Here is a 22,610-nt window from a genome sequence, read left to right as displayed (position 1 = left end):
TTCCTATTGTATCATATTTAAGATAAAATTCTATACTTTTTTATGAATTTTATCGGTTTATATGTCATTTTTGCTTGTCTTAAGCCCTCATCGCCTAAATCCTGCTCTCTGTTGATAAATTCTATGTATTCGGGCAGATAACCTGCAAAGGCATAATTAATGTACTGAAAACTTCCCTTATAAGATGCCAAGGCTTTTTCAAATAAAATAACGGCAGTTTTATTGTTTTGTGTTATTTCTGCAAGAGTCCAAGCCACAGGTTCATTCCAAACATAGAGAATTATACCCATCATTGAGGTCCTGCTTAAAATTGAAAGGGCTTCCAAGGCTGCTTCATAGTCGGAATTTTCAGGATTTGAGTCCGGTTTTGTACTATTCCATTCTTCAAGAACCTTTTTGGCGTCTTCTACATTTTCAAGGGTGAGAGGTTCGATTTTTATTTTGTCATAAGATTTTTCGAATTTGTTTATATGGGTCTTTTTTTTATGAAAATCCTTACCCTTTAATTCGGCCAAATCCTTTCTTAAATAAACATAATCAAAATTATCCCTGTCCTCTTCAATTTTTAGTTCTTTTAAAAAAGGCAGGTTGAATACATTTGTGTTATTATCCAAAAAAGATTTTGAAAGAATCATCCATTTTTTATATTTTGCCAATAATTCCTTTGTTATTTCGACATCTACAGTACAGCATGGGGTTATAAAAAAGCTTTCGCCCTTATATTCACCTATTATTATCAATAATTTTTCGGTTTTTGTTACCTGATATTTATAATTATGTCTAAAAAGGTATAAATTTAAAAAAGTAAGCTCCGAGATTCCGTCAGGAAGCCTTTTTAAGTAAAATTCCATTTCGGACTGCATGTCCAACGAAATGGGTGCAAATTCGGGATACTGTGGTATACTCATGCATATATCCTACTATTTTTAAGCAAAAACGGCAATAGATATAAAAAAAATACTTACATCCGGTTGAAAATATGTTAATAGTGGGCTATACTTATATAAAATATACGATTATGCTTTTAAATAAAATTTTATCTTGGAGGATAATTATGAAAAAAAATATTTTGGGTATTGCAATTTTTAGCTGTATGCTTTCCTTGTCAGCCTTTGATTTTATGAATATTTCCGGTGATGTCGGTATCGGTTATATGAATTATACCATAGTGAACAACTATGATACAGGTAAACTTGCTGATAACTTAAGTGCTGAACTGAAGGCTCTTATAGGACCTGGTAACTTAAAGTTAGGTAGTATAAAAGCAAAAGATTCCTATAACGCATTTATGGTTGGTCTTTCTTTTAAGATGAGCTATATTTATGCAAATATAAATGTAGGCTTTCCTCTTAAAGAAATATCTTCCGGTTTTGATCCCCTTGCCCAAAAACTAAAGGAGAAGGGAATTAGTGATAAAATAAACGGCTCTATTATTTTTGACAGCCAGATAGGTGTAGGTATTACTCTAATGAAAAGTTCTCCACTCAATATCTTTGTCGGAGGCGGATTAGGTATAAACTATATCCGAACTACACGTGATTTACCCGGTAATTTTATTAGCAGTCTTTCTGATGTTACTTCACTAAAGGAAATACGAAGTGTGGGTATGATAGGTCTTGGTGCGGACATAGGTATAAAATACTTTTTTATGCCTAAGATTGGAATCTGCTTAGACCTAAAGGATACGATATATTTTTTACCTCTTGCAAATCAGCGCTATTATAGCGGCAAGCTTAAGAATGGAATACCCTTTACGTATTCTATAAATTCAGAAACAAACACAAATTCAGGCGATATTAAAAAATTAATAAAGTCAACTTGGGCAAATAATTTTTCTGTAAGGCTTGGAGTAGCTTTTAAGCTTTAATAAAATTGTAACAAATTCCGGTTATCCGGAGTTTTGAATATGGTTCTGTTTTATAAACAGAAAAATGTGTTTTATAGGAGGTTTATTATGAAGCACAAGAAGATAGTTTTAGTTTTGATTATTCTGGCTGCATCTGCCGTTTTTGCATTTGCAGATTTTGCGATTTCGTTCGGCCCTGCCTTTACGAATTATTTTGTTCACACAAAAAATGAGGGTAATTTTTCTACATTTAGTAATGATGTACAAAATGCATTAAAAAATGCTAAAGATGAAAAGAATAATGCCGCAGGAGTTGCTGTTGATCTTAGAGCGGGTTTTATTTATTTAATGGCTCAAATTGCCTTCCCCGGAAAAAACCATACCGATCTTATGAAGGGAGCAACAGCTGAAAAAGATAAGTTTGTAGTGAAGAATGCTTTTATTCTTGACTCTCAGCTTGGAGTCGGCATAACCTTGTTTAAAAAAACGCCTTTTAACCTCTTTTTGGGCGGCGGACTAGGGTTAAATGCTATGAAGGCTACTCAGACTGTTTCTATAGCTAGTCAGGATATTAGTTACGACAAATTGGATGTCATGTTCGGTGTAGGTGTAAATGTTTTAGCCAGTTTTTACTTTACAGATATGATAGGTATTTATGGCGGTATTGCAGATACGGTTTATTTTGCTCCTTTAAAAGTTAAAAAAACATTTAAAGTTGGAAATCAAGAATATACGGTTTCCAACACTAAGAACAACATAAAAGAGGTTATTGCTAACAGTGTAAACTTAAAGTTAGGCCTTTCTATCAGGTTATAGATTTTAATTGTTTTACACAAAAAGGCAGTCCTTTAAATGGGCTGCCTTTTTTATTGGGTAAATAAAGTTTTATTTTAAGGAGTTTAAAACGTTTGAGAGTCTTGTTTTGTCGTATAGGTCCAATGGCCTTCCTTCAGAAAACCTAACAGCTTCTTCAGTAAAGGTTCCGGCACTCATACATATTCCTGTTCCGCCCTTGACTTCTTTTAGCCGTGCATGCAGCTCTCTAAGAAGCAGCTCCCCTACCGTTCCTTGCGACCTAAAAAATCTAAAAATAACCGTATCCGAAAAACGGGATGTATCTATTTCGGCAACTATATCGGTATAGGCAGCCAATACGGAAATATCCACTATTTTTACCTTAGCTTTCGGATAGAAACGGGCGACAATTTTGCGGCACAGAGCTACGAATTCGCTTTGTCCCGACATTAGGTATATCTGTAAGTTCTTGTTTTTATTTAATTCCTGATATCTCATTATTAAGGTTGCAGCATCCTTGTATCCGGGGCTTATGGATTGTATTTCTTTTAAAAGATGAAGGGCTTGACCTATTTCTTGAGTCTTTATATAGGCTTGAGCTAATCTGTATTTTAGCTCGTTAGAAATATCCATCGGTATTCCCGTATGCTTTAAACCTATTTGGAAGTCTTCGATAGCTCTTTCCAACTGATCGGCCTTCGCTCTTATCATACCTGTGTATAATGAAGCTTGAGGTCCGAAAACGGGATCTACTCTGAGATGGTTTAATATTTTTAAGCATCGGTCGGTCGCTTCCGTTTCATAAAAACATTCGCCCATTGCAAACAAAACTTCCTTATCATCGGGTTTAAAATCCAGGGCTTTTTTTAGAGCCGGGAGGGCTTCGGTGTATTTATGCAAATGCTGTAAAGTATATCCAAGATACTTTGTTGCCAAAAAGCTGTTTGGTTCAAGTATCAAGGTTCTTTTGAAAAACTTAACGGCTTTTTCATAGTCTTTTTCGAGGTAATAGATATAGCCTAAGTTATAGCTTACATCAAGATTTTTAGGATTGATTGTTTCTGCAAGAAGAAAGCCTTTTTTTGCCTCGGGGAGCCTGTTTGTTTTTAGGGCACAGATACCGTACCTGATAGCGACATCCAGCTGCTTATTCATTTCGAGCGGCTTCATTCTATCCAGTAAGGCCGAATATGCCGTATACGCCTTTTCCCAGTCTTGGTCTTGATAATAAATATCTCCCATTATAAATAAACCTTCAATATCATGAGGGTTTTGAGCTAAGCGGCGTGAGGCTTCTTTCATTAAAACGGCTCTGCCTTTAACTTTCTTTCTTCCTCCCGAAGAGGGTGATTTGCTTCGTGTAGCTACAAGTACAAGGATAACAACAGCAATAATAATAATAAAAAAGGAAATAATAATAGTCGATACCATTCTCCTATTATGCGTTTTATTTTAAGATATGTCAATGGAAGGTGAATTGAATTTGTAATAATACTATAAAAATACCCTAGTCAACAGCTCTTGTTTGTGATATAATAAGAAAATATCCTTTCCTTGGAGGAGGTATGAAAAAATTATTTTCTATGTTAATTTCGTTAATGTGTATGACTACAGTCTTTTCTGATCAGGCAAAGGATTTTAGTGAGGATGACCTTCCATTAAAAAGGGTAACTCTATATTCTTCAGGTGTTGCGCATTATGAGCATGAGGGCAGGGTAAGGGGCAACGGAAAAATAGAGATGTTGTTTTTACCTTCCCAGATAAGTGATGTTCTAAAATCTATTTTTGTAAAAGATCCTGCTGCAAAGAATTTGTCGATAAATTATCAATCGGAAGATACCCTTAAAAAAACTATGCAAAGTTTAAAGATAGATTTATCTGAAAATAACTCTATTTTTAAGATTCTTAACTCGCAGAAGGGTGCCGAGATCGAAGTTTACACGCCGAGTAAGATTACAGGTAAAATTTTAAGTGTGGATAAAATTGAAGATTCTAAACCGGATATGATTTTGTCGATTGCTGCGGCAGACGGCGTTAAGATAATATCCTTAAAAGATGTACAATCTTTTAAATTTACGGATCCCCAAAGGAATGAGGACTTACAAAAGGCCTTAAGTCTTATTTTAGAGGCCTCTGCAAAAGAAAGAAAGCTTATTTCGATTGATATAGAAGCTGCCGGAGAACGTAATATAGGGCTGTCTTATGTTATGGAAGCTCCTATTTGGAAGCCTTCGTATAGGCTTGACATGGGCAATACAAGTGCAGCTTTTCAGGCTTGGGCTATAATCGATAACTCTACGGATCTTGATTGGAAGGATGTAAAACTTACCCTGACAAGCGGCCGTCCCATAGGCTTTAGACAAAATCTATATGAACCCTATTATACCGACCGAGAAACTATTCCGATTCTTGCAGGTCAGACGGCCGATATTGAAACCTTTGATTCCGCTTATGATGATGTGGCTTATGAAGAAGCTATGGCTGCACCGATGATGGAAAGAAAGGCTTATGCAAAGATGACGGCTCCTTCTATGGACGAAGCCAAGGAATCTTCTTATTTTGAAAATCAGACCATTGCGAAGAGTAGTGCGGGGGAAATGTTTGCCTTCAGCCCTGTAAAGCCTGTTAATTTACCGAGACAAAAGAGTACAATGATTCCGCTTAGCCTTGCATCGCTTCCTGCACAAAAATACTCGGTTTTTTCGAGTATACCCTATGGTTCCGATGTCCATCCTAAGTTATGTATCAGTATCGAAAATAATTCCGGTCTAAAGTTTCCTGCGGGACCCATTACGGTTTTTGAAAATGGCGAGTACTCGGGCGACGCTATTTTGGAGTTTTTACCGGAAAATGAAAAACGGCTCATAGCCTTCGGTGATGATATAGATGTGAAGGGTACAAAAACCGAGGACTTTGACAAGCATATTCATAGCCTTAAAATAGTAAAAGGAGTTTTAACAAAAAGATATAAGTCATCTAAAAACTCTGTCTATACTATCAAGAATTCTGCATCAAAAGAACGCTCCATTATAGTTGAACATTTTATAAGCTCAGGCTTTAGTCTTACCGATGAAAAAAAATTGTTGGAAAAAACATCGAACAAGTACAGGTTTAATATAAAGGTTAAGGCTAACTCTCAAGAAAAGCTTGATGTAGTTGAAGAAAGATTTTTTGAAGAAATTGTACAGGTTAATATGATGGATAATAATTCCATGATAGCTATTTATTCCAACGCTAAGATGCCTGAAAAGATAAAAAAAGCCTTTAAGGATGTTTTAAATGAAAAGGTAAAAGTTGATAAGGCTCAAATTGCCTTGGCTAATTTACAAAATGAGCAAAAAAATCTTAATGCGGAACAGGATAGGATCCGCAAAAATATTCAAGCTGTCGGATCTGAGACCCAACAGGGAAAAATGTTTTTAGATAAGCTTCTGGAGATAGAAAATTCTTTGGAGAACTTAAAGAAAAAAATCGGCCAAAGTGAAAAAGAGTATTCTGATCTGCGGTCTGCTTTTTTAGAATATGTTGAAAAAATTAATATAGAATAATTATTTTTTTCTAACCAAATAAGATTCTCAGCTGTTTGTGTAAAGGCTTGATAATTTGACTTTATTGATGTATAATGTCGCCGTGTGATTTTAAGGAGTGTATGAAATTTGACAGCAATTCAGTTTATTTTGTATATAATAGCTATACCTTGTGCGCTATCTGCTTTTTTTGTATATCTAGCCATTCTATTTTCAAAGAAACATAATCTATATGACAAAACAGGCGGGCGAAAGATACATTCCGGTAATATTCCGAGGATAGGAGGAGTAGGTTTCGGCTTTGCTTATATAATTTCAAGCCTCATCTTACATTTCCGCTTTCCTGAGTTTAGACTATTGCACTCAAATTTCTTTTATATCGCCTTGGGCGGCTTGCTTATTTTTATAATGGGATTATGGGATGATATAAAAAATTGGAGAGCTATTTTTAAGCTATTGGTTCAATCTTGTGCCGCTATAATAGTCTTATACGGAGGATATACATTTAAAAAAATAAGTTTTGGGCCCATCGGTTTTTTCTGGTATATGGGGCCGGAAACATATGTAATAACTTTTTTGTGGATAATAGGAATAACCAATGCAATAAATCTTGTTGACGGAATTGACGGGCAAGCAGGATGCTTAGGCGTTTCCGTTCTCTTAACATATGCTGCAATTTATTATTCGATTGGGATAAGTTCCATAATCATATTCCGTGTGCTTATACTTGCATTCTCAGTCGTAGGCTTTTTATTTTTTAATTTATCACGGCCCAGTGCAAAGATTTTTATGGGAGACTGCGGCTCACAAATTTTGGGCTTTGTGTTGGCAATTTTACCTCTTATTCCGTCGCCCGAAGGATATGAGGCTGCAGGTATACAATTTGCATCCGTGATATTAATGCTGCCCATATTCGATACGGTTGCGGCGATATGGCGCAGAGTAAGGGAAAAACGTCCTATAGGTGAGGGAGATAAATTTCATCTTCATCATAAACTTATGCTTATAGGTTTTAGCCCTAGAGGGGCTTTGAGTGTTTTTATGATATTGCAGCTCATAATAAACCTTTTTGCCGGAATGGCTATAATCTTGCAAGGAGTTCGTGCTCTGGTTGTTTTGATAGGGCTCATACTTGTAGGATTATTATTTTTTACGTTGATTCATTATGAAAAAGAAAAAATTATAAATAAAAAATAGAATGCGGAGTTGTTTCTTTAATTATGGAAAAAAAAATCGGCAGATTGGTTTTACTTTTTTGGCTGTTCCAGTGTTCAGCTGTTTTTGCAATTTATAAAATATTTAATACGGATACTGAGATTTTTAGTGCATTTTTAATACATATAACTCTCTGGCATTCGTTACTTTTGTTTTTTTTGATTCTATACAAAGGAGATTTTATAAATGTTGGGACTAATCTTATACTTGAGAAAGTTAATCTTGCAAATGGGATTACCCTGCTGCGAATAAGCTCTGTCCCTTTAATAGCCTTTCTTTTAAAGCAGAATTCGATAGAACAGATAAAAATAATCTTGGCTGTTGTTTTAATCTTGGTTTTTTTGACGGACTTTTTTGACGGCTTTATAGCCCGTAAATTTAATCAAGAAACAAGGATCGGGCGTATGCTGGATTCCATGAGTGATTATTCCCTGCTTGCTCTTGTTTCAATTGTATACTATCAACTGGGGCTATTGCCTAATTGGTTTTTCTATTTGATTTTTGTAAGATTAATGTTTCAAGCTTTGGGAATGCTTTTTTTTATGTTATTAAAATTTCCGGTCGAAATAAAATCTACAAGGGGCGGTAAAATAACGATAGCGGCGACTATGATTCTTTACAGCCTCAAGATGCTGCAATTTTTTGTTCCTTTCTTTTATAACTTTAAACAATTATTTTTAATAGGAGAATATTCCTGCGGCTTTATTATTTTTGTATTTTTGTTTGAAAAGATATTTATTTTCTATGAGCATTATAAAAAATACCGCAAAAGAGACATAGAAACTTAGATATCAATACTAAAAAAGACTAGAATATAATTTTATAAATTGTTATAATATCGAAGTTATAGTATACAAACACAGTTTTGATAGGAGATATAAAATGAAAGAAGGTTTAAAGAAATACCTTGAGAGAGAAGGCTCAAATGCAAAGTTAGCTATGGTTGCATATTTGGCCAATTTGGATCAGGTTGCCTCCGTGTACCCTGAAGTTGCATCAAGCATTGTAAAAGAAATAGAAAATCAGCGAAGTCACTTAAAACTTATCGCCAGCGAAAACTATTCTTCATTGGCAGTTCAAGCTGCTATGGGGAACCTGCTTACCGATAAGTATGCAGAAGGTTTTCCTGAGCATAGATATTACGGAGGATGCGAAAACGTCGATGCCGTTGAAATGGCTGCTTGCGAAGAAGCATGTAAAATATTTGGAGCCGAACATGCCTATGTTCAGCCTCACTCCGGAGCTGATGCAAATATCGTAGCTTATTGGGCTATCTTAAATGCCAAGGTTGAGGAGCCCTTCTTAAAGAAATTTGAGACGGTTGTAGACGGAAAGGTTAAAAAGATGAGCCTTGAAGGTTTGAGCCATGAGGAGTGGGAAGAATTACGCCATGCTCTTGGAAATCAAAAACTTATGGGCTTGGATTACTATTCGGGCGGACACCTTACCCACGGCTATGTTCAAAACGTTTCTTCAAAAATGTTTAGAACATGCTCATATACGGTAAATAAAGAAACCGGTGAGCTTGATTATGCCGAAATCGAAAAAAGAGCAATGGAAGAAAAGCCCTTGATTCTTTTGGCCGGATACAGTGCCTATCCCCGAAAGATTAACTTTAAGAAATTTAGAGAAATTGCGGATAAATGCGGAGCCGTTTTAATGGTTGATATGGCCCACTTTGCCGGTCTTGTTGCAGGAAAGGTTTTTGAAGGTGAATATAACCCTGTTCTTTGGGCTGATGTGGTAACAACTACAACCCACAAAACTCTTCGAGGCCCCCGCGGTGCTATGATTCTTTGTAAAAAAGAATTTGCCGAATTCGTTGATAAGGGATGCCCCCTTGTAATCGGCGGACCTCTTCCTCATGTTATGGCTGCAAAGGCCGTTGCCTTCCGCGAAGCAAGCAGCAAGGAATATCAAGACTATGCCCACAAGGTAAGAGACAATGCTGTCGCCCTCGCTGAAGAATGTATGAAGCTCGGTATGAAGCTCCAGACAAACGGAACAGACAATCACTTAATGCTGATTAATGTAACAAAATACGGCTTAAACGGCCGCCAAGCAGAAACTGCAATGTCCGAGTGCGGTGTAACCCTTAACAGAAACAGCTTGCCCTTTGATCCGAACGGCCCCTGGTGGACAAGCGGTCTACGCGTAGGAACTCCTGCCGTAACAAGTCTTGGAATGGGAAAACCCGAAATGAAGCAGATTGCTTCAATTATAGACAGGGTATTAAAAGCTTCAAAGCCGGGTGTAACAAAGAGCGGAGCTCCCAGCAAGGCTAATGTAGTTGTAGACCCTGCCGTAAAAGCAGAGATACAAAAAGAAGTAGATGCTCTTTTACATAAATTTGTTCTTTATCCCGAATTGGATTTGGACTATTTAAAGAGCGTTTATTGCTAAGGATTGTTTTTTAAATTGAGATAAGGGGCTCCGAAAGGCTTTTGCTTTATATCGGATGCCCCTTTTTTATTGACTGAAATGATGGAGGATGGATAAACAGTTCGGCAGGAATTCAGCCTCACTGTTTATCGTTAGTGTATGGGAGGAAAGTATGAAAATCGGTCTTTGTGCATCGGAAAATAAAAACAATGATATTGATTTTAATATATCGCAGATTGAAGGCTTTATAGAAAAGACAAGGTCTGAAAAGCCCGATCTTCTTCTATTTGGAGAAAGTTTTTTACAGGGCTTTTATTCTCTTTGTTTTGAATATAAAAAAGATATTTTGACGGATCTTCAAATAAACTCGGAACCCATTGCAAAGATTCGTTCAATTGCCCAAAAAGAAAAAACAGCCATAGGTTTCGGCTTTATCGAAAACGACCATGGTGCTATTTTCAGCTCCTACATGATAGTAGGAAAAAACGGAGAAATGCTTTGCCTTTATAAAAGAGTTTCCCAAGGCTGGCGAATTGAAGGTACCTGTGCCGACTATCGTGAAGGAAAAGAATTTTTTGAGTTTGATTTTGGGGGTAAGCGCCTTGCCGTTTTTATCTGCGGGGACTTATGGGAAGATAATCTTTTAGAGCCTATTATAAGCCTCAATCCCGATGCCTTTTTATGGCCGGTATTTTGCGGTTATACAAAGGAAGAATGGAAAAACGGTGAAGCCGCTGCCTACGCCGAAAGAACTGCAATCCTCGATAAACCGGTTTTATTTATAAACTCCCTTGTAAATGAAAATGCTAAGGCTATAGGAGGAGGCGCCTTTGTTTGGCATCAGGGTAAACTTATAAAAGAAATACCTATGGGCGAAACAGGCTTTTTGTTATACGAAATTTAACATGACATTGGAAAAATATGAGCCGCTCTTTAATTAGTAATTTGAGCGGCTCTTTACTTAATAATTGGAGCGGCTTTCTACTTAATAATTTGAGCTTGAAGAATGGCTCATGTCTTTTAAGACGACATCGTGAGGGCCGCCTTCAATGATACTTGCCGAAGAGACTAAAGTTATTTTTGCGTCACGCTGGAATTCCGGAATGCTTAAAACCCCGCAATTACACATTGTTGAGCGTATCTTGTTTAAAGTTACCGCAACATTGTCGTGGAGTTTTCCTGCATAGGGAACATAGGAGTCTACACCCTCTTCAAAAGAAAGCTTTTTCTCTCCGCCCGAATCGTATCGCTGCCAGTTTCTGGCCCTCGCAGAACCTTCGCCCCAGTATTCTTTCATATAGTTTCCGTTAATCAATACCTTGTTGGTAGGGCTTTCGTCAAAGCGGGCAAAGTAGCGGCCGAGCATACAGAAGTCGCTTCCCATAGCGAGGGCTAGGGTTATGTGGTAATCAAAAACGATTCCGCCGTCGGAGCAGATAGGAATATAAACGCCCTTCTTTTTAAAATATTCATCCCGGGCCTTGGCAACCTCTATTAGGGCAGTGGCCTGACCTCTTCCTATTCCCTTTGTTTCACGGGTAATACAGATTGAACCGCCTCCTATTCCGACCTTTATAAAATCGGCTCCCGCATCCGCTAAAAAATTAAAGCCGTCAGCATCTACAACATTGCCGGCCCCTATGGGAATTGAATCCCCGTATTTTTCTTTTACAAATTGAATCGTTTGCTTTTGCCAATCGCTAAAGCCGTCCGATGAGTCTATACAAAGTACATCGGCACCTGCTTCCACAAGGGCGGGAACGCGTTCTTCATAGTCTCTTGTATTTATACCGGCTCCTACCATGTAGCGTTTTTTTTCATCAAGAAGTTCGAGCGGGTTTTCCGTATTACTTTCATAATCTTTCCTAAAAACAAAGGCAACAAGACAGCCTTTTTTATCAAGAATCGGAAGCGAATTAAGCTTAAATTCCCAGATAATGTCTTGGGCCTTTTTTAAGCTGATTCCTTCTTCGGCAACATGGAGGCGTTCGATAGGCGTCATAAATTCTTTTACCTTTGTATTTAAATCGGTATGGCCTATGCGGTAATCCCTGCCTGTAACTACACCTAAGAGTTTTCCGTGTCCTGTCCCGTCATGGGTTACGGCAACGGTAGTGTGATCTGTCCTGTCCTTTAAGTCTAAAACATCGCTTAAATGATGCTCAGGTGTGAGGTTTGAATCGCTTTCGACAAAACCTGCTCTATAGTTTTTTACTTTTGTGACCATCTTGGCTTCACTTTCAATTGATTGCGAGCCGAAGATAAAGGAAAGGCCGCCTTCCCGTGCAAGCGCAACAGCCATATTATGATCGGAAACAGACTGCATAATCGAAGAAACAAGAGGAATATTTAAACTGATTTTAGGCTCTTCACCTTTTTTATATTTTGTTAAAGGCGTTTTAAGAGAAACCGCCTGAGGAATGTGCTCGACTCCCGAAAGACGCGGGACCAATAAATATTCGCTGAATGTATGCGAAGGTTCATCATAAAAAAAAGCCATAGATCACCTCAAAAATAAATTTCTTAATACTATAATTTTTTTGAAAAAAAATCAAGGACTTTGAATTTTTTAGGTTGTCGGAGGCGTTGTACAATTTAAAAAAAAATAGTATAATTCTTAACTATAATTTTTTATTTTGGAGTTTTTAATGTATAAACCTGTAGATCCTAAGGTTGATTTTGCAAAACAAGAAGAAGATGTCTTAAAATTTTGGGAAAAAAACGATGTATTTAAAAAGTCCGTTTCATCACGTGACGGACGGGATAATTATATTTTTTTTGACGGCCCGCCATTTGCCACAGGGCTGCCTCACTTCGGCCACTTTGTTCCCGGAACAATTAAGGATATTATTCCGCGATATAAAACAATGAAGGGCTTTAGGGTTGAACGCCGCTTCGGGTGGGACTGCCACGGTCTTCCCGTTGAAAATCTAATCGAAAAAGAACTTGGGCTTAATTCAAAAACCGATATAGAAAAATACGGTATAGATAAATTTAACGAAGCCTGCCGTGCAAGCGTTTTGCGTTATGTAAAGGAATGGAAACAAACGATTACACGCTTAGGCCGCTGGGTTGACTTTGAAAACGATTATAAGACCATGGAACCGGCCTTTATGGAATCCATTTGGTGGGTAATGAAAAGTCTTTGGGAAAAAGGCCTCTTATATGAGGGCTACTATATTCTTCCTTATTGTCCGAGGTGTTCTACCGTTCTTTCAAACCATGAGCTTAACTTAGGCGGCTATAAGGATGTCCACGACCCTGCAATAACCGTACGCTTTAAGACTCTTTCGCCTGTAAAGACTTCTCCTGCAGGCAAGGCCTTTGAGGGAAAAAACGCTCTTCCTTCCGATACCTATCTTTTGGCATGGACAACCACTCCTTGGACCCTGCCGAGTAACCTCGGTCTTGCTGTGGGTGCGGATATCGACTATGCCTTAATAGAATATGATGGAGCTCACTATATAATGGCCGTGCCTCGGCTTGAAGCCTATTTTGCAAAGAGCGGAAAAGAAGAAGCAAAAGAGTATAAGCTGATTTGGACAAAGAAGGGTGCAGAACTTGAAGGCTTACGGTATGAGCCCCTCTTTCCTTATTTTAAAAACCTCGCTGCCGATGAAAACGGAAAAAATGCTGAAGCGGGGCAGGGTGCCTTTAGGGTTTTGATAGGCGACTTTGTTACAACCGAGGACGGAACGGGAATTGTTCACACGGCTCCCGGCTTCGGTGAAGACGATAACAGGATATTTAAAGATACGGGAGTTCCGACCGTTTGTCCTGTCGATGCCGAATGTAAATTCACTCACGAAGTTTCCGACTACCAAGGCCTTTTTGTAAAAGATGCAGACAAGCAAATTATGGAAAGGTTAAAAACCGAAGGTAAGCTCTTTAAGAAGGCTCAGATTTTACACTCCTATCCGCATTGCTGGAGATGCTCAAGCCCATTGATATACAGGGCCGTTGCAAGCTGGTTTGTTTCGGTTACAAAGATAAAGGATAAGCTTCTTAATGCTAACTCAAAAATAAATTGGCAGCCCGACCATATAAAAACAGGCCGCTTCGGAAAGTGGCTTGAGGGTGCCCGAGACTGGGCTATCAGCCGAAACCGATATTGGGGAAACCCCATTCCTATTTGGAAATGCCCCGATTGCGGCGAAACAATTTGTGTGGGAAGTAGGGAGGAATTAAAAGAGCTTTCAGGCGTATTCCCTGAAGATATGCACAAGCACTTTGTCGATAAGATAAGTATTCCCTGTAAAAAATGCGGCGGAACGATGAAACGTGTGTCTGAAGTTTTGGACTGCTGGTTTGAGTCGGGTTCGATGCCCTATGCTCAGCAGCACTATCCTTTTGAAAACAAAGAACACTTTGAAAAAAACTTTCCGGCCGATTTTATTTCAGAAGGCTTGGATCAGACCCGCGGATGGTTTTACACCCTAACGATTTTAGCGGCAGCTCTTTTTGATGAGCCGGCCTTTAAAAATTGTATTGTAAACGGCCTTGTGCTTGCAGAGGACGGTAAGAAGATGTCAAAGTCCTTACGCAACTACACCGATCCCAACGAGGTTATAAAACAATTCGGTGCTGATGCCCTCCGCCTCTTTTTGATGAACTCAAATGTTGTAAAGGCTGACGACTTAAAATATTCGGATGAAGGTGTGCGTGATGTTCTTAAAGGAATCTTAATTCCTTTTTGGAACAGCTACAGTTTCTATATAACCTATGCCAATATCGACGGAGTAAAGCCTCCTCATAATGCAAAGGTTGACGGAAAGGATGAGGGTGTAGAAGAATTTTTAGCTAAATTAAATAATCCCTTAGACTTGTGGATTTTATCGGTAACCGAAAAGCTTGTTGCCGATGTAACGGAAGCACTCGACAAATATGATCTATCACAGGCTATCCCGCCGATGGTTGAATATATTGACCTTTTAAATAACTGGTATATCCGCCGTTCCCGCCGCCGCTTTTGGAAAAGCGAAAATGACGGGGACAAGTCTCAAGCCTACGAGACCCTCTACCGTGCCTTAAAGAAATTTTCTCTTGTTGCAGCTCCGGTAGTGCCGTTTATTACGGAAAGCATTTGGCAGAATTTACGTACTGAAAGCGATGCTCTTTCTATCCATCTTGCAGACTATCCCGACTACAACGAAAAGATAAGAAACAGTGAGCTGGAATTTAAAATGAAGACGGTTCAAAAGGCCGTTTCAATGGGAAGAGCCCTGCGTTATCAGTTTAACTTAAAGATAAGGCAACCCCTAAAGGCAGTCGAAATAGTAACTCTCAATCCCGAAGAAAAAAGAGTTCTTTTGGAAATGGAAGAAAGCATAATCGAGGAGCTCAATGTTAAAGAGGTTATCTTCCACGAAAAAGAAGATGAGCTTGTAGAATATTCGGCCAAGGCTAATTTTAAAGTTCTCGGAAAAGAATTAGGCCCCCTTATGAAAAAGGCTGCTGCCATAATTGAACAGATGAATTCAAGTGAAATTCAAAACATAATGGAGGGAGCTACTTTAAGTATCGACATCGAAGGAAAATCGGTAGAAATAACCGCCGATAAAATTGTGATAAATAGAATCGAAAAGGCCTCCTTAAAAATAGTAAATGAAGGAACCCTAACCGTAGGTCTTAATACCGAGCTGACTGAAGAACTTTTAATGGAAGGTTATATCAGGGACTTGGTAAGAGGTATTCAGACCTTGCGTAAGGAATGCGGCCTTGATGTTACCGATAGAATTAAACTTTATCTTTCAGCCTCTCAAAAAAATGCCGATAATAAAGAGTTGGAAAAAGCTTTTGAGCTTTTTAAGGACTATGTTTGTGATGAAACCTTGACTGTGCAATCTTCTTGGCTTAAAACAGGAGAATTGACAAAGCTCGGTTCCATTAAAACAAGCCTTGTAGAAGCCGGCGATTATGAATGGGAGATTGGAATTGAAAAGAATAATTAGAAATACCCTTGCTGCACTCAGTTTTGTTTTGGTTTTTGCTTCATGTAAAACTGCACCGCCTCTTCCGGGGGTTGTAAGGCCCTTCGGTATGATAGGCGATGATGCCGATATGTATATTTATATGCCTATCGAGAAAAATAAAAAAATAGCGGAGCCTATTTTGACTTCCGTCGGCGGAGAGTCCATGAAGCAGGCCTTGAGCCGGACTACAGCCGTATATTCGGGGGTATTTGTAAAAGACAGGCTTACGGAAATCAGGATTTGTTCTACCGGTAAATATCCTTACGGAATGACTGACAGTATTTTTAAGAAGAAGAACGGATGGGAGCCTAAAAAAACAAAGGAGAAGTATAAGTATTATAAGTCGTCCTATGTTGATATTTCAATTCCGTCTCCTCAAATAGCCTGTCTTGTTATGGGCCCTGATAATAGACAAAATATGGAAGTTTTTTTAGGCAAATTGAGTAAGCCTGAAGAAGCCATGTTTTCTGAACGCTTTGGTACTCTTGTTAATTCAGGTTCGCAGGATATAGGGATATTTGTAACAAACGGAGACTTTTTTTTAGGACAGATAATAGGAGTTCAGCTTGGGCTTCCTGTCGGTGTAATAGAAATGTACTTAAAGAAGAATCCGGAAGTTGAAAATGAATATCTATACGATTTGAGTATCGAAACAAAAAATGTAATGACTGCTTCTTTATTGAAATTGTTTTTTAAAAAGCAGCTTAAGGCTGATGTAAGACTTGAAGAAAATAAGCTGATTATAGAAAACAGATCCGTTACCGAATCTAGAATTATTGAAATAATAAAGTCTTTATATAATTACTAATTAGGAGTTTAAAGATGCCAACGTATGAGTATGTCTGCGATTCTTGCGGTCATGATTTTGAGGTTTTTCAGAGAATGAGCGATGAACCCGTATCCGTTTGCCCTGAGTGCGGTAAGCCTGTAAGAAGAGTTATTTCCGGCGGCTTGGGAATTAATTTTAGAGGATCGGGTTTTTATGTAAACGATTCTTCTTCCGCTCCAAAAGCTGCATCAGGCGGCTGTTCAGGTTGTTCTTCATCTTCATGCTCAACATGTAAGCACTAGGATTTTATGGACAAGGTACAAAAAGGGCATTCGCCTAAGTTTTTTTGTGAAAACTGCGGGCAAGAGGTAAAGCGGAACACAAAGGTATGTCCACACTGCGGACGTTTTTTTGCCTCGGTAAGATGCCCTTCTTGTAATTATATGGGGCATACGGATGAATTTATAAACGGATGTCCCTCTTGCGGTTTTGCCGTAAGCTCCGACTCTAACAAGAACACAAAAAAATATCATAGGAATAAACTAAAAGAATACCGCGCAAAATATAAATCCAATAGATATGATGATCCGCTTCCTTGGTGGATTTACAGTCTTGTTATAGGTTCTTTGGCTCTATTGATTATCTATATATTTTATTTTAAGACTTAAAAAACTACTCATCTGCAAGATGGGCCTTAATTGCTTGGATTCTGTCAAGCACTTCAAAAAAGGCTTTTGCTATTTCCGGATCAAATTTCTTTCCGCTCATTTTTTTTAATTCTTTAAGTATGTCTTCTTCGGTCCATGAGTCTTTATAGGAACGCTTTGAAGAAAGGGCGTCGTAGACGTCGGCTATTGCAACAATTCTTGCGCCGAGAGGAATTTCTTCTCCTTTAAGTCCTTGCGGACATCCTGTTTTTTTATCCGTTTTTAGGGCTTCTCCCGTTTCTATATCAATATGTCCCGGGTAGCCTGTCCCGTCCCAGTTTTCGTGATGCCGCAAAGCTATTTCCATTGAGAGTTTATCAAGAGGGGAATCATTTCCACTAAACAAACGGGCTCCCAGCCATGTATGGGTTTTCATAACCGAGAATTCTTCGTCGGTTAATTTTCCGGCCTTTTTTAAAATCAGATCCGAAATTGCAACTTTTCCAATATCATGAAGCATCGATGCAATTTTTAGAGAGTCACGGTATTTTGTTTGTTCGGCCATAGGAATGCCGTTATTAAATGCCCACCTATCATAAATTTCAACGGAATAATTTGCAACCCTGTTTACATGCATTCCTGTTTCTCTCGGATCGCGTAGTTCAGCCGTTTTGATCATACGCATAACCATCGCCCTTGTTACAAAAGCATGTTCAAGAGCAATTCCCGCATTTGAAGCAAAATGACTTAGATAAATTTCATCATCATGGGAAAAGGTTTTCGGTTTGCCGTATTTATCAAGAGCATTTAAGACTTGAAGGACTCCCAAGAGCATTCCCGACATAGAAAGAATGGGAATGGTTAAATTGGAAACGGTCTTATAGCCTGTTTTTTCATCCGTAGCTTTACCGAACTTAAAAGGCTTATCGGCATCGATATTGTAAACATCCGGAATATTTATAAGTTTTTTTGTATTTGCGGCATATCCGGCTATTGTATAATTATCTATAGGAAAATCAAAAAAGATATAAGGAAGTTTTGTTCCTGCCGGACGTTTTTTTTGAAGGGTGTCGTTCTGGGCGTACCTTATGGCAAGCCTGTCCCCTTCAGCTATATATATTGAACCGGCGTCGGCATTTACAACACTCCGGGCTTCGGTAAGTATTTGCTCTAAAAGAACATCAACGTCTTGAACACTGTGTATCAAAGATTCCGTTTCAAGTATTTTGATTAGAATCTGTTCCTTTGACAGTTCTTTATATTTATTTTTTTCTGTCATACCTTATATTATATTGTATTATAAAGAAAAAGCCTATATTTTTTTTAGAAAAATAAAATTTACTATCTAACTTTGTATCAAGTTATAAAGATTTTCAATATTATATATAAAATGGATATTTTGAAAAAGGCCTAAACAGTTTTTATATACATAAGCATCTTTAAAACTTATGTTTGCGTAGGGTTTTTTAACTGTGAAAATGGGCGAAAGCTTAGTTGTTGCTTTTGATTTATGGTATTCGGCTGCATTTAAGAGTGTCCCTTTTTTTCCTAAAATACAGTCCTGCATAAATTCAAGCTGTTTATATCCGAAATTTTGCAGGGTGCTTGTGCTCTCAACGGAACCCTGAAAAATTCCGCACATTTTAAAACCGTCAAGATCTTCAAAAAGATAGGATAGACCTTCCCCTTCAGCTAGGATTTTTCCACCGGCTTCAGCAAATTTTTTGATTGCCGTTTTTATTTTAATATTTTGAGAAAGAGCATCCTTGTATTTATTTATTTGGCCGCTTCCGAGATATAGAAAGTTACAGTCAGGCAGCTCCGTATCTTTAAAGGGAGAAAAATAATTTACCTCAGTGCTGTTTTCAAGTAAAAAGATATTTTCGGAATAATATAAATTAAAGGCCTCATCCATTGCGATTGCAGTGCGTGTATTCGTTTTTTTTATTTCGATCTTGGTGTCTGTTTTAAGAGGCTGAAATAAATTTAAAAGTTTTTGAATGTCTATATTTTCTTTTACGATTTTATATAGAACATCTAAAAATTTTTTTTCCTTTAACCGTTCATCTATGTCGAGGCCGAGGCCTGATTCTTCAATTTCGAATTCGGAAACTTTAGGAAAAAAGCCTAAGACTTGCAGTTTAAGATTATCCTCAATCATCTTTTTATAAAGAGGAAAAAGTTTGGGGTTGAGTTTATTAAGTATAATTCCCCTTATTCTGTTTTTTGAAAATTCGATCATTCCTTTAAGTTTTGGAATAAGCGTAAACATTTCACCCTGAGGTGCGTAAACCAAAACAATATCGCTTCCGATTTTTTCTGCCGTATCAAAGGAAGAATTTTCCGAGGTAGTTCCCATTCCGTCGAAGCAGCCCATCACTCCCTCAATAAGGGCGTATTCCGAGTTTGAAATATTGAGAGAAAACTCTATTCCCTTTTGCCCCATCATAAAAGGGTCGAGGTTTCCGGCTCTTTTGCCTGAAATGATTTCCAGTATTTTTCGGTCAACCTGATCGGGGCCTGTTTTAAAAGCGGAAATATCAAAGCCTTCTTTTTTTAAAGAATAAAGGAGAGCTGCTGTAATTACCGTTTTCCCCGAATTGCTGTTCGGTGCAGAAATCATTATGCCTTTCATCTTCTAATTTCCTTTTTGTTTTCGGGCGATGATTAAGGATATATAATCTTCGTCTTCTAAAATTTTTTCTTTTTTATCTTTGGAGAGGATTGATTCATGTTCCATTGTTGCTCTTTTTATATAAACATAGTCAAACCCGTTTTTTTCAAATTCTTTTAGTATAAATTTTTTTTGTTTAGATGTTTTTAAAAGAGCTATAGATGAAGATGAATTTAAAATTTCTTCATTTAAATGATCTGTGATTGTAAGCACCTCAGCTTTTTCGGCAAGAGGAATTTGTGCTCTTCCTGCAGCAGCCACTGCAGAAGGAATTCCTGAAATAATTTGCAAATTGATTTCGGGTATTTTAAAATAGGGCATCATGTAAATAAATGTGCTGTATATCATAGGATCGCCTATAGTTAAAATAACGGTATTCGAATTTTCTTTTGTTTTTTTAAGTATTTTTTCGGCTTGAATTTTATAGTCTTCTTCAGATACAAAGCCCATAGGAAAATCAAGAAACAAAACTTCTTTGTTCTTTATAAAATCTTTTACCGTATCTAGGGCCATATTTTTTCCCTTATTGTTGGGAGCAAAAATAAGGTCTGCATTTTCAAGAGTTTTTACTGCCTGTAGTGTAAGATACTCCGGAGAGCCCGGACCTGTTCCTACTGCGAAAATATTTTTCATTTTAACCTCTACGGCAATTGATTGTATTTTCTAAAGACTTATAAAGTATTTCGCGGATCATAGGATATTCGCCCAAGCCTTTTAGATTGGCATTAACCTCGTAGCCCTCATTTTTTAAAATGGTGTACCAACTGTCTTCTTCATTTCCGGCCATATCGTTGTGGGCATGGTCGCCTGCAACCATCATAAAAGGATAAAGCTCAATTTTTTTTATTTTGCGTTCGGCAAGAATTGGTAAGATATCCTTTAGTTCTACGGAGCCTTCAACTGTTCCTATTAAGACATTTTCAAGGCCTTGAGAATTTAGTTTATTTTGCATGATCTCGTAGAATTTATCTGCCTCATGTGAAGAACCGTGTCCCATAAAAACTATTGCCGTATCATCTTCGGGCTTTTTTAATTCGAGAGCTTTTATAATTTCATCCAAGTCTGCATTTTCATGTAAGAGCGGTTGACCCAAAATCGTATTTTCAAATTGCAGCTTTTCATATTCTTCTCCGGGAATTATGTGCGTGGGCTGTATGTAAATTTCAGAAAAGCCTTTTTCTTGTAGTTCTTGGATAATCTCCTTGGGAGATGCAACATTGATGGAGTCTCTTTTTTTAAGAATGGCTCTAACCATGTTTGAAGTATAGGCTTTAAAAATTTCATAATCTTTAAACCTGCCGGCTGCTTCTTTTTCGATAGTATCAATAGTTTTTTCTCTTGTTTCGGCATAGCTTGTACCGAAACTTGCAATTACGATGGCCTTTTTCATTTTGTTTCCTTTAGCTGTTTTCAATCAACTATCTAACAAGTATAATGAGAATGGACTCAAAAATCAAGACCGATGAAAATTTTAACTCTTTAACCGGTCTTGATTTTCAATATAAGTTTTTACGATTGAGGGAGTGTTCGAATTCTTATTGATTGTCTACATAATCGGGAAGTCTTTTTTCGATGCTTGTTACGGTTTTGTTTAAGCGCATGAGAAAGCAGCTTATGATCAGCAAGATTCCAGATATAATAAAGATGAGGCCTATACCTCTGCCCTTTTCATTCATAAGAGGTTCAAAAACATAATCCGCAAGAGGGCCTGCGCATAGATAGGCAATCGGTGTAATTGCCGTTAAGATTGCAGTCATAAGGGCTCCGACTCGTCCTAAAACATTTCTTTCTATCTTGATTTGAAAAATAGACATGAGGAGGGTGTTTACATATGGAACAGGAAACATAAAGATAAAAAAGCCGGCTGTAATGATAATCCAATTAAGCGTTGCTCCTGAAATTATAGGCCCTATGCTGCACAAGGCTAATATTAAAAGAATTCGTTTTATTTTATTTTTAGTATCGGGAATGAGACTTGAACAAAGTCCTCCTAAAAGCATGGCTAGTCCTATACCGGCTTGTACATTACCGTAAACTTGAGAGTTGTAGACACTCATCATAAGCGGACCTAACAAAATCATTGAAAGGTTTGCAATAAAATTTAAAAAAGCAAAAAAAACTATCAGCTGCATTAAGCCTTCTTTTTGTATAAGATATTTCCATGCGTATTTCAGATCTTTAAGAGCCGCTAAAACTAAAGAGTCCTTTGTTTTTTCAATTAATGGCTGAGGTATTTTTATAAAAGCAATGGAAGCTAAAGCAAAAAAGAATGAAACAAAGTCGATGATAAATAATCCTTTTAATTCTATCAGCGGATATAAAAAACCTGCTATAACCGGAGCTAATAAATTTTGTATTGCAGATGAAAATTGTAAAAGTCCGTTAGCTCGTGTAAGCTTATCGGTAGGTACAAGCATGGGGATAGATGCACCAAAGGCCGGATTTTGAAATGTGCCCAATGTTCCTGAAATAAATACCAACGGGTAGACCATCCAGAGTTCAAGTTTGTTAAAGATGAGAAGAGTGACTATTAAAATTTTTAAAAAGGCATCGATACTGTCGGTAAGAAGAATAATAGCCTTACGTTTTTTTCTATCAGCAATTGAGCCTGCAAAAGGGGCAAACAATAAAGCCGGTAGGACCGTACATACTGCACTCATTGCAAAAGATGCTGCACTCCCCGTTTTTTGAAAAATCCATATTCCGAGTCCGAAAGCAGAAAGAGCCGAACCTAACATCGAAATAAATTGTCCGAACCAAATAACCATAAATGTCTTCATTGT

General features: G+C 37.7%; 19 protein-coding genes. 11 read left to right on the top strand and 8 right to left on the bottom strand.

Going from position 1 to position 22,610, the window contains the following annotated elements; all coding sequences use genetic code 11:
• Positions 1 to 17: 17 nt before the first annotated feature.
• Positions 18 to 908, bottom strand: a complete 891-nt coding sequence (locus tag TDE_RS12600; RefSeq protein WP_002667127.1) for a DUF2156 domain-containing protein — start codon at positions 906 to 908, stop codon at positions 18 to 20.
• Positions 909 to 1,054: 146 nt separating this feature from the next.
• Between TDE_RS12600 and TDE_RS12595 the strand changes: the two genes are divergently transcribed.
• Both TDE_RS12595 and TDE_RS12590 read left to right on the top strand, forming a co-directional pair.
• The gene (locus TDE_RS12595) at positions 1,055 to 1,867 is read left to right on the top strand and encodes a DUF2715 domain-containing protein (RefSeq protein ID WP_002680718.1); all 813 of its coding nucleotides are present in this window, start codon (positions 1,055 to 1,057) and stop codon (positions 1,865 to 1,867) included.
• Between the two features lie 87 nt (positions 1,868 to 1,954).
• Positions 1,955 to 2,662: a DUF2715 domain-containing protein gene (locus tag TDE_RS12590; RefSeq protein WP_002667131.1), complete on the top strand. Its 708-nt coding sequence runs from the start codon at positions 1,955 to 1,957 to the stop codon at positions 2,660 to 2,662.
• A gap of 69 nt (positions 2,663 to 2,731) precedes the next feature.
• Here TDE_RS12590 and TDE_RS12585 read toward each other — a convergent pair whose 3' ends face one another.
• The gene (locus tag TDE_RS12585) at positions 2,732 to 4,072 is read right to left on the bottom strand and encodes a tetratricopeptide repeat protein (protein ID WP_002667136.1); all 1,341 of its coding nucleotides are present in this window, start codon (positions 4,070 to 4,072) and stop codon (positions 2,732 to 2,734) included.
• A 134-nt stretch (positions 4,073 to 4,206) separates the two neighbouring features.
• On the opposite strand from TDE_RS12585, the gene TDE_RS12580 reads away from it, so the two are divergent.
• The 5 genes from TDE_RS12580 to TDE_RS12560 all read left to right on the top strand — a co-directional run bounded on the left by TDE_RS12580 (position 4,207) and on the right by TDE_RS12560 (position 10,669).
• A complete protein-coding gene (locus TDE_RS12580) occupies positions 4,207 to 6,189 on the top strand; it encodes a DUF4139 domain-containing protein (protein ID WP_002680717.1) in 1,983 nt (660 codons plus the stop codon).
• A 108-nt stretch (positions 6,190 to 6,297) separates the two neighbouring features.
• Positions 6,298 to 7,365, top strand: a complete 1,068-nt coding sequence (locus TDE_RS12575; protein ID WP_002680715.1) for an MraY family glycosyltransferase — start codon at positions 6,298 to 6,300, stop codon at positions 7,363 to 7,365.
• 23 nt (positions 7,366 to 7,388) lie between these two features.
• Positions 7,389 to 8,171, top strand: a complete 783-nt coding sequence (locus TDE_RS12570; RefSeq protein ID WP_002680714.1) for a CDP-alcohol phosphatidyltransferase family protein — start codon at positions 7,389 to 7,391, stop codon at positions 8,169 to 8,171.
• 94 nt (positions 8,172 to 8,265) lie between these two features.
• Entirely contained in the window at positions 8,266 to 9,786 is a 1,521-nt protein-coding gene (locus TDE_RS12565; RefSeq protein ID WP_002680713.1) for a glycine hydroxymethyltransferase, read from the top strand.
• A 151-nt stretch (positions 9,787 to 9,937) separates the two neighbouring features.
• The gene (locus TDE_RS12560; protein WP_002680712.1) at positions 9,938 to 10,669 is read left to right on the top strand and encodes a carbon-nitrogen hydrolase family protein; all 732 of its coding nucleotides are present in this window, start codon (positions 9,938 to 9,940) and stop codon (positions 10,667 to 10,669) included.
• A gap of 81 nt (positions 10,670 to 10,750) precedes the next feature.
• Here the strand turns inward: TDE_RS12560 and TDE_RS12555 are convergent, their stop codons facing one another.
• Positions 10,751 to 12,265, bottom strand: a complete 1,515-nt coding sequence (locus TDE_RS12555) for an IMP dehydrogenase (protein ID WP_002680711.1) — start codon at positions 12,263 to 12,265, stop codon at positions 10,751 to 10,753.
• Between the two features lie 148 nt (positions 12,266 to 12,413).
• Between TDE_RS12555 and ileS the strand changes: the two genes are divergently transcribed.
• The 4 genes from ileS to TDE_RS12535 are packed head-to-tail and all read left to right on the top strand — an operon-like array spanning position 12,414 to position 17,174.
• Positions 12,414 to 15,716: an isoleucine--tRNA ligase gene (gene ileS / locus TDE_RS12550; protein WP_002680710.1), complete on the top strand. Its 3,303-nt coding sequence runs from the start codon at positions 12,414 to 12,416 to the stop codon at positions 15,714 to 15,716.
• Complete coding sequence (locus TDE_RS12545) at positions 15,700 to 16,545, top strand: hypothetical protein (protein WP_245522428.1); 846 nt, start codon at positions 15,700 to 15,702, stop codon at positions 16,543 to 16,545. Before ileS ends, TDE_RS12545 begins: the two co-directional genes overlap by 17 nt.
• A 14-nt stretch (positions 16,546 to 16,559) precedes the next feature.
• A complete protein-coding gene (locus TDE_RS12540) occupies positions 16,560 to 16,808 on the top strand; it encodes an FmdB family zinc ribbon protein (RefSeq protein WP_002667146.1) in 249 nt (82 codons plus the stop codon).
• 6 nt (positions 16,809 to 16,814) lie between these two features.
• Positions 16,815 to 17,174 (top strand): zinc ribbon domain-containing protein, encoded by a 360-nt coding sequence (locus TDE_RS12535; protein WP_002667147.1) that lies wholly within the window; start codon positions 16,815 to 16,817, stop codon positions 17,172 to 17,174.
• Positions 17,175 to 17,178: 4 nt separating this feature from the next.
• Here TDE_RS12535 and TDE_RS12530 read toward each other — a convergent pair whose 3' ends face one another.
• The 5 genes from TDE_RS12530 to TDE_RS12510 form a co-directional block, all read right to left on the bottom strand.
• The gene (locus TDE_RS12530; RefSeq protein ID WP_002673537.1) at positions 17,179 to 18,432 is read right to left on the bottom strand and encodes an HD domain-containing phosphohydrolase; all 1,254 of its coding nucleotides are present in this window, start codon (positions 18,430 to 18,432) and stop codon (positions 17,179 to 17,181) included.
• A gap of 66 nt (positions 18,433 to 18,498) precedes the next feature.
• Positions 18,499 to 19,788, bottom strand: coding sequence for a cobyrinate a,c-diamide synthase (locus TDE_RS12525; protein ID WP_002680706.1), 1,290 nt, complete (start codon positions 19,786 to 19,788; stop codon positions 18,499 to 18,501).
• 3 nt (positions 19,789 to 19,791) lie between these two features.
• Entirely contained in the window at positions 19,792 to 20,460 is a 669-nt protein-coding gene (locus TDE_RS12520; RefSeq protein ID WP_002680705.1) for a precorrin-2 C(20)-methyltransferase, read from the bottom strand.
• A gap of 1 nt (position 20,461) precedes the next feature.
• The gene (locus TDE_RS12515) at positions 20,462 to 21,217 is read right to left on the bottom strand and encodes a sirohydrochlorin cobaltochelatase (RefSeq protein WP_002680703.1); all 756 of its coding nucleotides are present in this window, start codon (positions 21,215 to 21,217) and stop codon (positions 20,462 to 20,464) included.
• A gap of 145 nt (positions 21,218 to 21,362) precedes the next feature.
• The gene (locus TDE_RS12510; protein ID WP_002680701.1) at positions 21,363 to 22,607 is read right to left on the bottom strand and encodes an MFS transporter; all 1,245 of its coding nucleotides are present in this window, start codon (positions 22,605 to 22,607) and stop codon (positions 21,363 to 21,365) included.
• Between the last annotated feature and the right edge of the window lie 3 nt (positions 22,608 to 22,610).

The sequence above is a fragment of the Treponema denticola ATCC 35405 genome, assembly GCF_000008185.1.
Taxonomy (GTDB): Bacteria; Spirochaetota; Spirochaetia; order Treponematales; family Treponemataceae; genus Treponema_B; species Treponema_B denticola.
The sequence above is the reverse complement of the archived record's forward strand: the minus strand, read 5'-3'. Positions and strand labels throughout refer to the sequence as shown.